We start from the raw sequence: 10,258 nt of genomic DNA on the forward strand, positions 1-10,258 counted from the left end.
GCGAGCCTCAGAGGACGTCTGATTAGCGTATTTCGCGGTGTTCGAGAGTTTTGACCTTGAATCATGCATCGACCCAGATCTTGGCCAAAATCGGATGGATCGTGGCGGCTTGGCCGAGCAAGGCGGTGCCGATCACGTTGTCGCTGACGCCGGCGGTGGTGACGATCACGGCGAGCAGTAGGCCGGTCAGAGCCATTCGCCGGTGATGGTGATGGTGAGAACGGCTTGGAAGCGGACGGCCAGCTTGTCGATCGGGTAGCGACACCGCGGTGGCGTTCGAGGCCGGCGATGCCGTTCTCGACGGGGTGATGTGGCCGGTAGAGGTCCTTATCGAACGCGGGTCTGGCGCGAGGCCGGCCGACCCCCAGGCGTGTCACGCCGATACGGCGAAGCACCGGGATGAACTGCGGACCGTCCCCACGATGCCCGACGGTCACCACCATCGCAAACACCTTCTGACCCTGCTCGCGGGCCAGGTGTGTCTTCGTGGTCAGCCCGCCACGAGAACGCCCGAGGGGGTGATCGGCGGGTTCGTCGTGCGCCCCACCCCCGGATCCCGTTGATGAGCTGCCGTTTCTCCCACTTCGGCGGCCGGCCGTTCCCGACACGGCAGGCAGCAGCGGCGCCAGCCGCCGCCATTGAGCGTCGGTGAGGTCGTGCCACCTCGTCACCACCAAGGTGGCCACGAGGTCTCCGGTATGAAGTTCTAGCTTGGTCGCTGAACCATCTACCGAGACCTCTTCAAATATCGATCACCGCCACGCCGTGACCTTCACCGGCAACCGCGACTTCTGAAGCACGCCTTAGACGGGCACGTTGGTGGATGTCTTCACGCTCTGCGTGTCCATGATCGATGCGGTCGGTTCGATGGCCCCAGTTGAGTTCGGTGAAGATTCCTTCTTTGCTCCATAACGCGAGATAGCTGTAGACCGTCGCGTGTGGAGGGAAGTCGTGTGGCAGGTAACGCCAGGCGATACCGGTGCGATTGACGTGCAGAATCGCGTTGAAGATCTCGCGCAGGTCGTGGGTGGGGGTGCGGCCCGTGCGGGGTGCGGCGTTGCCGTCGTGCGGCGGGCCTGCCGCGGGCGACGCGGCGCAGCATCCGGTTGATCGCGGCCCAGCGGATGACGAATCGCTTGCGCCCGTTGATGCTCCGGGATCCGCGGCCCACCCCACGGCCATCGCGTAGCCGAAGATCAGCGTGGACACGCCGTGCGGCGCCCCTCGGAAACACTCACTCAGTCCGGGGTCCACTCGCCGATCAGATGGGGGCGGCGGCCGTCGCGCATCATTCTCAGCAACTCGGCCTGGTCAGGGGCGTAGCGGTAGACCGAGGCGTCGCGGCCGGCGTAGAAGGTGGCGCCGGGGGTGATGTAGAGGGTCAGGTGGAAGCCGTCCGTGCCGATCGGGCACAGGGCCTCGCCGGCCGTCTCGGCGCAGCGGCGGGCGACGTCCGCGTCTCGGGGTGTGGCCACGGCGGTGGGGTCGAAGCGGGTCCAGCAGTGGGCGGGCTCGCCGTGGAGTTCGATGTGGGGCTCGTGCTGCACGTGCAGGTAGGCGAACTGTGACAGGAACTCCGTCGCCGCCCGGGGCACCTCGAAGCCGGCTGCGCGCAGCGTGGCGGCGACGCCGGTCACGTCGACGCGGCGGCCGGGGGTCCAGCCCGCCGACGAGAGCATGCCGACCAGGTCCCCGGGCATCGCGTCCACGCACACCACCTCGACAGGTCGGTTGCCTGCCGGCCAAGGCTATCGCCGGGGACAGCACCGCGGGGAGCAGGGCAAGCGGATCTGTCGATGTCCACCGGGCGGATAGCCTGGCGCGGTGACCGAGGACTTCACCGCCACGCTGCCCCGCAAGCGCATGGGGGCCGGCGCGCTGCTGACCGACGGCAACGGCCGGGTGCTGCTGGTCGAGCCGGTCTACAAGGACTACTGGGAGATCCCCGGCGGTGCCGTCGAGGCGGACGAGTCCCCGTACGCGGCGGTGGTGCGCGAGCTCGAGGAGGAGCTCGGCCTGCCCGTGAAGCCGGGCCGTCTGCTGGTCACCGACTGGGTGCCGCCCCGCGCCGGCCGCACCGAGGGGCTGATGCTGCTCTACGACGGCGGCGTCCTCACCCCCGCGCAGACCGAGCGGATCCGCCTGCCCGCCGGCGAGCTGCGCGGCTGGGCCTGGTGCACCGAACGGGAAGCCGCCGGCCGCCTGTCGCCCCTGCTGGCCCGGCGCATCGCCGCCGCGGTCCGCGCCCGCGCCGAGGGCACGGCCGTCTACCTGGAGAACGGCGTCTTCGTCGCCTGACGCGGCCTCTGCCCGAGTCGGTCCGGCGCCGGCCGAGCAGGTCACCGCAGTGGTCCTCGACGACCGGCAACCGGCCAGCCGCGAGGCCAGCTTCGGCCATGGTGACGGGTGATGAGGAGGGACCGCGACGTGGTCCCAACTACGCCGCGCCGGCCCGGAGGGTGTGGCGGGTCAGGGCCACCTGCGGCACCTCCAGCGGCATCCGCAGGGGGGCCTGGCTGGTGACCAGCAGGGCAGAGCCGTGCCGGGCCGGGATGAGCGGCCACACCTGTTCGGTGGCGGCCGCGCCGTCGACCACGATCAGGACGCGGCGGGTGGCGAGCAGCGAGCGGTAGCGGCCGAGGCGTTCGTCCGGCTGGTCGGGCACCTCGGCGGGTGGGACGCCCAAGGCGCGCAGCACCCGGCCCATCAGATCGGCCGCCGAGAGGTGCGGGCCGGCCACCGTGATGAAGATCTGGCCGTCCGGGAAGGTCTCCGCGAGCCGGTGGCCGGCCCGGGTGACCAGCGCCGACTTGCCGCTGCCCGGCGGGCCGTGCAGGACCACGGCGGCGGGGGTGCGCTCGCCGTGCTCGGGGCGCGCCGCGGCCAGCAGCGCGGTCAGCTCGCGGGAGCGGCCGGGCGGCAGCGCCGGGTCGGGGGGAAGCTCGCGGGGGATCGCCGGCGCCCGGCCCCGCGCGGGCGGGTCGAGCAGGGGCGCGCGCTCCAGCATCGCCACGTGCAGCCGGGTCAGCTCGGCGCCCGGGTCGACACCGAGCTGGGCGTGCAGGGCCGCCTGCGCCTCGCGGTAGGCGGACAGGGCCGCCGCCAGGTCGCCGGCGCGGTAGTGCGCCAGCATGAGCTGCGACCAGGCCCGCTCGCGCAGCGGGTGGGCGGCGAGGTGGTCACGCAGCATCGGCGCCAGCTCGCCGGTGTGGCCCAGCTCCAGGCGGGCCTCGGCGAGGTCCTCGACGACCCGCAGCCGTTCCGACTCCAGGCCGGCGAGCAGCACGTCCAGCGCCGCCCCGCGCGGCAGGCCCTGCCCGGCGGGCCCGCGCCAGAGCGACAGCGCGGCCGCCAGGTCGGGCTCCGCCTGACCGGCGTCACCCCGGGCGAGGGCGCCGCGGCCGCGCTCGGCTCGCCGGCGGAACTCGGTCACATCCAGCTCGTGCGGGGCCAGGTTCAGCTGGTAGGCGCCGTGCCGCGACACGATCCGGGTGCCGAGCGTGTGGCGCAGGGCCGCGACGTGGTTGCGGATGTTCGCGATCGCGGAGGCCGGCGGCCGGCCGGTCCAGAGCAGTTCGGTGAGCCGGCCGAGCGGCACCGGCCGGTTGACCTCCAGCGCGAGCACGGTGAGCACCGCCCGGCGCTTGGCCGGGCCCGGCGCCGCCACTCCACCGTCGCCCCGTAACTCCACCGGCCCCAGCAAGCAGACCTCGACGGACATCAATCCCCCTTTGACGGACCCCAGATTAGGAAGCCGCACAGTGGGAATCAACGCGATACCGGGCATTCGCGCAGTGAGCAATCTCAACCAGTCAGCGGGCCCTTTCGAGTAACAAAAACGGCCGTTACGACGCTGCGCATTTCGCGATGATCCGGAAGGCCAGATCGGCGAGATCGTCGCCGCCGATGTCGCGCAGGACGGCGCGGACGAAGACGCCGGTGGAGCCGGGCTCGAACCACGGATTGCCGGTGATGTCGCGCAGCAGCCACCGCAGGTCACCGGCGGCCGCCGAGCCGTCGCCCTCCAGCGCCGCCAGCACCCGGGCCGCGACCGGGCCGAACCGCGGCACCGCGAGCACCTCGCCGGGCGGGAACGACACGTCCTCCAGGAAGCAGTTGCGGAACTCCACGTCGTCGAGCCGGGCGCCGGTGAAGTCGACGCCGCGCATCGGCCCGGCCGCGGGTGAGCCGGCCAGGTCCCGGCCGTCGAAGACCACCCGGCGCAGCGGCCCGGCGAAGACCGTGCCGGTGATGCGGCACTGGTGGAACTCGACGCCGTCGAGCCGGGCGGACGAGAAGTCGCAGCGGTCGAAGTACGCCTGGTGGGGGTGGCAGCCGCGCAGGTCGGCCCGGGTGAAGGTGACCTCGCTCCAGCCGTTCATCCGGTCCGGGTCGCCGGTGCCGAGGGCGGCGCCGGTCAGGACGGCCCGGGTGAAGTCGCTGCGGCTGACCATCGTGGTGTCGACCCGCCAGTCCCGCAGGTTGGCGCCGGTGAACCGGCAACCGGTCACGACGCAGCGTTCGAGGACCAGGCCGGGCAGCTGGGCGTGGCTGAGGTCCACATCGGTGAGCCGGACGCCGGCGAGCACGTTGTCGAGCGGCACGGTGTCCGGCATGACGAAGCCGCGCAGGTCGGCACGGCCCTGGGCGTCCCGGTCGAGGGGCGCCCCGGCGCGCAGGCGGGCGAGCACGCCGGCGGCCGCGCTCCGTCCCGCCGGGGTGCGCCAGCGGTCGACCAGGGCGGCCCTGGTCACGGCCGGGGCACCGTCAGGGAGGACTTCGTCGTCAGGACGTGGCCGGCGGCGGGGAACGTGTGGGTGGTGGACCAGCGCAGGCTGCGGGGCGCGCCGCGCAGCTCCACCTGGATCTCGGCGATGCCGTCCGGGTCGCCGGGGAAGACCGCCCGCAGGGTGCCCGGCTTCTCCTGCCACGCGCCGGCGTAGAGCTCGCGCAGGTCGCGCACCTTGCGCGGGCTCTCGGTGACCTCGCCCTGGAAGCGGTAGTCGCGCCCGGCGATGCGCTCCTCGACCGTGCCGCCCACCGGGTGGCCGGCCGGCGTCCGGGCGACGGTCTCGACGATCCGCCCGTCCGGGGTGCTGATCACGACTTGATGCCCCGTCTCCAGCAGGCGCAGCTGCACACCGGCGTCCAGGTCGAGCACGGCCAGGGCGGGCAGCGGATCGGAACCCAGATCGAGGCGCAGGTCCACCGTGGAGCCGGCACGCGCGAAATCGATGGTGACGATCACCGATGCAGTATAGAGGGCTTTGCCCCAAAAAGAACCCTGAAAAGAGAGCGGCCGGACCGGGGAGGGGGTCCCCCGGCCCGGCCGCCCGATCAACCGGTGAACAAGCCCGTTCCTATGCCGAACGGTTTCTTGTATCGCCGGGTGTGCGGAATCCAGTCCGCCTTCGTGGTGACGTCCCACCACCGCCCCGTCAGGGCGTCGTGGAAGTCCGGTCCGCGCTCACCGGACTTCGTGATGTAGAGCAACTTGTTGAGGTACGGGTCCTTCGCGACGGCCCCCTTCACCGCCGCGTCGATCCGCTGACCCCGGAACGCCGCGTACAGCACGTTCCACCGCTGGTCGTCACCGCGGGCTCCCACCCTGCGCAGCGCGTTCTTCTGGCGGGTCGTGAAGTCGAGCTCCCCCGCCTCGAACCTGCGCACGGCGTCGTCCACGTGGGCCTGCAACTTCTGCGTGACGATGTCGCAGTTGTGGACGAGCAGCGAGGTCTTCCCCGCCAGGATGTAGTAGTTGTGCTGCCCCTCGACGGTGAGGTTGTGCACCCGTTCCGACCGCGTGTGCTTGGTGATCGCGGTGATCTGCACCCACGTGCCGGAGCCGGTCTGGAGCCACATGCCCGGCTTGAGCGTGGAGCCCTCGACCCAGCGGCCCACGTCCGGCAGCCAGAACAGGTGCGCCGCCGTGGAGGTGAAGCTGCCGTCCTTGCCGTCGGCCCGGACGGAGACCGTCACCAGCTTCTTGGTGCCCGCGTGGCTGCGGACGTCGCTGACCGGGCGCGCCTGGTTCTCGCCGGTCTCCACGTCGGTGGACAGGACCTGGTCGCCCAGCTCCAGATCCTCGATCGCCTTGGTGCTGCCGTCGGCGAGCACCACCCGGGTGCCCGGCACGAAGCTGTTGCACTTCGTCGGCGCCGGCGCCTTCGGGGTCTCGGGCGCCTTGGTCGCCCCCGGTGCCTTGGGGGTGTCCGGCGCCTTGGGAACGTCGGGCGCCTTCGGCACGCTCGGCGTGCTCGGTGCGTCCGGTGCCTTCGGCGGGATGGCGTTGTCGACGGCGCGCCGGGTGTCGTTCGCCGTGTCCATGGCGTCCACGGCCTTGCCGGCGTACCGGGCTCCCTTGGCCGCCGTGGCCGCGTATCCGGCCAGCGGGATGGCCGAGGCCATCGAGAGGGCGCCGTCGACGTAGTTGCCCTCGGCCATGTACCAGATGCCGTTGGCGACGTCGGCGACCTCACCGACCACCGGGATCAGGCCGACCACGTCGAGCGCGGCGTGGCCCAGGTCGGACAGGGACATGCCGAACAGGTGGCCGTCCAGCTCCACGAAGCTGATCGGGTTGCCGCCGGCGAACGAGTAGCGGTTGTTGAGGAACGGGTCCGCGGTGAGGCCCATGTCGGCCAGGGCGCCGCCGTAGTAGTCCCGGGTCAGGAACCGGTTCAGGCCCGGGTCGTAGTTGCGGAAGCCCATGTCGTACGTGCCGGAGCCCGAGTCCCAGCGGGAGGCGTTGAACCGGAACTCGTTGTACGGCTCCTCCTCCTCGCCACCGGCGCCCGGCTTGTCGGCGCCGCTGAACTGCGACTCGTCGTTCTCGCCGTACGCGGTGTAGCCGTACGTGGCACGCGTCTTGCCGTCGTCCTTGGTGATCGCGATGACGTCGCCGCGCGGCCGGTAGGTGTACTGCGAGTACTCCTTCGTCCCGTCGTCTTTGTGCTTGATCTGGGTCAGCTTCTGACCCCACGGCGAGTACTGGTACGACGTCTTCGCCTTGCCGCCGACCTCCTCGCGCAGCACCTGCTCGTCCATGCCGAGATAGGTGAACGCCGTGGTCTTGCCGGCCGACGTCCGCGAGCTCGTCCGGTCGAACGGGTCGTAGACGTAGGTGGTCGACTTCGCGGTGGTCCCCGAGCCGGCGGTCGCCTTGACCGTCCGGTCGAAGCCGTCGTAGTAGTACTTCTCCACCCGCTGGCCACCGATCGTCACGGTGTCCAGCCGGCCCAGCGGGTCGTAGTTGTAGGTGGACGTGATGCCGCCCGCGGTGGCCGAGTGCAGCCGGTTGCGGTCGTACTTGTTGGTGCTCGTCGCGCCCGCCACGGTCTGCGACACGACGTTGCCGTTCGCGTCGTAGAGGTACGTCTCGGTCGCCGAGCTGTCCCCGGTCTTGGTGAGCTTGGCGATCCGGTCCTGCGGGTCGTAGTCGAAGGTGTAGGTGTTGTCGATGTAGTCCGCCGAGTTGTCGGCGTTCATCAGCTTCAGCACGTCCTTCGACGGGGTGCCGTTGGCGCCGTACTCGAGCGTGTGCTCGGCGACCACGGCGCCGGCGGAGGTCTTCTCCACCTGGTGCTTGGCGTTGCCGTCCAGGTAGTACTCCAGGTCCACGGTGTTGCCGTTCGGCTTGACCTGCTTGAGCAGCTCGCCCCGCGCGGTGTAGGTGAACGTGGAGATCTGCTGGTTGCCGGCCGACGGCGAGTCGGCGTTGGTCACCTTGGCGACCATGTCCCGCACGTCGTACTCGACCTTCGACCAGGTGAGGTCGTGGGTCGTGGTGAGCGGGTTGCCGTTCTCGTCGTACGTCAGCGCCGTGGTGTTCTTGACCGTGCCGGCGGCGATCTCCTCGACCTTGCTGATCTGGTTGAGCTCGTCGTAGCCGATCCGGTAGGCGTCCGTCTTCGCGCCCGGGCTGAGGTCCTTGACCTCGGTCATCAACCCGTTCGCGTTGTACGAGTAGGTGAACTCCTTCTTCTCGTTGTCGGTCTCACCGGCGTTGCTGCGCACCAGCTTGACCGCGTCGGCCACCACCCGGCCGGTGGCCTGGTCGGTGAGCGTGATCTTCTGCGGCGCGTCCTCGGTGAAGGTGTAGCTGCCGAGGCTCACCCAGGTGCCGGCGGCGGTGGTCTGGTTGACCGTCTTGACCGCGGTGCCGGTCGAGTGGGTGACCGTGAACTTGGCGTCCGTGGCCGCCCCGCTGACCTGCGGGTAGTACGCGAACACCTCGTACGTGCCGTCGCGCGGGATGTTCAGCTGCCAGTTGAACTGGGCCGCGCCGCTGCCGGCCGGTGCCGTGTAGACGTCGTAGCCGTACTGTCCGGCTGCCGCACCGCTGGTCCAGGTGCCCTGAGTTGCGGTGTTGTTGGAGTCCGAGCTGTCGACCAGGACCACGTCCTTGCCGACCGGCACGCCGTCGTCCGACCGGGCCCGCTGGTTGCCCGACGGGTAGAAGTCCCAGGTCTGCGTGCGGCTGACCGACCCGCCGGCCGAGGTCAGCGTGTTCTTGGTCTGCTGACCCAGCTCGTTGTAGTCGAACGTGTTGACGATGCCCCACGGGTCGGTCGAGGACTTCTGCCACCCGTTGTCGTAGTAGGTGTACTTGGTCTCGTTGCGGACCGTCTGCCCCTGCGACGGCGGGGCGCTCACCGAGGCGAGGTTGCCGACCGAGTCGTAGTCGTAGAGGGTCTTGTTCGGCGTGTTGTACCGGCTGTCGTCCTTGTCGTAGGAGGACCACTCCTCCTTGACGCGGTTGAGCTTGTCGTAGACGGTCACGCTGGCGAAGTCGTCGGCGTCGTCGGTGGTCGCCACGCCGCGCGGGGAGATCACCTTGGTCTGGTTGCCGACCTTGTCGTACTCGTACCTGGTGGTGCGGTAGGTGATCGCGCCGGCGGCGTCCTTGCTGTACGGCACCTTCGACTCGATCAGCGCGCCGCGGGCGTCGTAGGTCGCCAGCGACTCGTTGCCGTCGGCGTCGGTGGTGCCGACCGCCAGGCCGTCCTTGTCGTAGCGGGCGCTGGTGAACTTGCCCGCCGCGTCGGTCGTCTTCACCACGCGGTGCACGAGGTCGTACTCGAACTTGGTGGTGAAGTCGGCGGGGTCCGCCGTGGCGTTCTTGCGCGCGTCGACCAGCGTCACGACGTTGCCGACGTTGTCGTACACCGAGGAGGCCTTCTGCCCCTTGGCGTTGACCATCTCGATCGGCTGGTAGATCGCGTCGTACTTGGTGGTCGTCGTGTAGTCGCCGGCCGTGGCCGTCAGGTTGCCCTGCGGCTCGGTCTCGGTGAGCTGGTTGCCGACCTTGTCGTAGGTGAAGGTGGTCTTGCGCTCCTCGCCGGTGGACACGTCCTTGGGCACCACGGTCTCGGTGACCTGGTCCGCCTTGTCGTAGACCGATGTGGTGGAGGTGCCGTTGGGCGCGTACGCCGTGAGGATGTTGTCGTTCGGGTCGTAGACCGCGCCCCTGGTGGTCAGGTACCGGCCGGCGGCGGCGTCGACCGGCTCCACCCGGTCCTTCGGCCGCCCGAAGGTGTCGTACCCCTGCGTGGTCTTGGCCTGCTTGTCGTTGCGGACCTCGGTGACGTTGCCGCGCGCGTCGTAGACGAACGACGACCTGACGCCGAGCGCGTCGACGATGGCCCGCGGATAGCCGCTCGCGTGGTAGTCCTCGAATCTCGTCTCGTTGCCGTTGGCGTCCGTGGACGTCAGCAGCCGGCCCCACGTGTCGTACGTGTTGGTCGTGACGAAGCCGGCCGGGTCGGTGACCGTGAGGACGTCGCCCGCGGTGCTGTAGGTGAAGCTGTACTTGCGGCCCTCGGGGCTGGTCTTCGTGGCCACGTCGGCCACGTAGCCGCCCAGCTGGGTCTGGTAGGCCAGGACCGTGCCCGCGTAGTTGTTCTTCACCGCGAGCGCGTCCCGGGTCTCCAGCGGGTAGCCCGTCTTGGCGTCGTAGCGCCAGGTCGAGGTGGCCCCGTTGGCCTCGGTCAGCGACACCACGTTGTGCTGGTCGTCCCAGGCGAGCTTGGTGACCTCGTTCTTCGCGTTGGTCGTCTGGTACGCCCGCCCGTAGCCGTCGTGGTTGTACGTGGTGGCGTGGTTCTCCGCGTCCGTGACGACCGTGTCGACAGCGGTGCCCTGCGGCCCGTCCGGGTCGGTGTACGCGAACGTGGTCACGCCGCCCAGCCGGTCGGTGTACGACTTGGCCCGCCAGTGCCACTGCGGGTCGTCGCCGGTCGACGGGTAGTTGTAGACC

General features: G+C 70.2%; 7 protein-coding genes and 2 pseudogenes. 1 reads left to right on the forward strand and 8 read right to left on the reverse strand.

Annotated elements, in window-relative coordinates:
• Window positions 1–61: 61 nt before the first annotated feature.
• From Ade02nite_RS50440 to Ade02nite_RS35195, 4 genes and pseudogenes are all read right to left on the reverse strand, one after another.
• The gene (locus tag Ade02nite_RS50440) at window positions 62–196 is read right to left on the reverse strand and encodes a hypothetical protein (protein ID WP_275409973.1); all 135 of its coding nucleotides are present in this window, start codon (window positions 194–196) and stop codon (window positions 62–64) included.
• Window positions 187–686 (reverse strand): annotated as a pseudogene (locus Ade02nite_RS50990) (transposase family protein). The gene Ade02nite_RS50440 and the pseudogene Ade02nite_RS50990 overlap by 10 nt, the downstream one beginning before the upstream one ends.
• A gap of 120 nt (window positions 687–806) precedes the next feature.
• Window positions 807–1,044 (reverse strand): annotated as a pseudogene (locus Ade02nite_RS35190) (transposase); the annotation flags it as partial.
• Between the two features lie 194 nt (window positions 1,045–1,238).
• A complete protein-coding gene (locus Ade02nite_RS35195) occupies window positions 1,239–1,700 on the reverse strand; it encodes an SUKH-3 domain-containing protein (RefSeq protein ID WP_239169285.1) in 462 nt (153 codons plus the stop codon).
• Window positions 1,701–1,824: 124 nt separating this feature from the next.
• Between Ade02nite_RS35195 and Ade02nite_RS35200 the strand changes: the two genes are divergently transcribed.
• Window positions 1,825–2,298, forward strand: a complete 474-nt coding sequence (locus tag Ade02nite_RS35200) for an NUDIX domain-containing protein (RefSeq protein WP_307871247.1) — start codon at window positions 1,825–1,827, stop codon at window positions 2,296–2,298.
• 139 nt (window positions 2,299–2,437) lie between these two features.
• Here the strand turns inward: Ade02nite_RS35200 and Ade02nite_RS35205 are convergent, their stop codons facing one another.
• From Ade02nite_RS35205 to Ade02nite_RS35220, 4 genes are all read right to left on the reverse strand, one after another.
• On the reverse strand, window positions 2,438–3,721 hold the full coding sequence (locus Ade02nite_RS35205; RefSeq protein ID WP_203773249.1) for an AfsR/SARP family transcriptional regulator: 1,284 nt from the start codon (window positions 3,719–3,721) through the stop codon (window positions 2,438–2,440).
• Window positions 3,722–3,845: 124 nt separating this feature from the next.
• The gene (locus Ade02nite_RS35210) at window positions 3,846–4,754 is read right to left on the reverse strand and encodes a pentapeptide repeat-containing protein (RefSeq protein ID WP_203773251.1); all 909 of its coding nucleotides are present in this window, start codon (window positions 4,752–4,754) and stop codon (window positions 3,846–3,848) included.
• Window positions 4,751–5,248, reverse strand: a complete 498-nt coding sequence (locus Ade02nite_RS35215) for a DUF2617 family protein (protein WP_203773253.1) — start codon at window positions 5,246–5,248, stop codon at window positions 4,751–4,753. The genes Ade02nite_RS35210 and Ade02nite_RS35215 overlap by 4 nt, the downstream gene beginning before the upstream one ends.
• A gap of 89 nt (window positions 5,249–5,337) precedes the next feature.
• Window positions 5,338–10,258: golvesin C-terminal-like domain-containing protein (locus Ade02nite_RS35220; RefSeq protein ID WP_275409972.1), on the reverse strand; the 4,921-nt coding region annotated here is incomplete at its 5' end.

Origin of the sequence: Paractinoplanes deccanensis (assembly GCF_016862115.1) — a bacterium.
Taxonomy (GTDB): domain Bacteria; phylum Actinomycetota; class Actinomycetes; order Mycobacteriales; family Micromonosporaceae; genus Actinoplanes; species Actinoplanes deccanensis.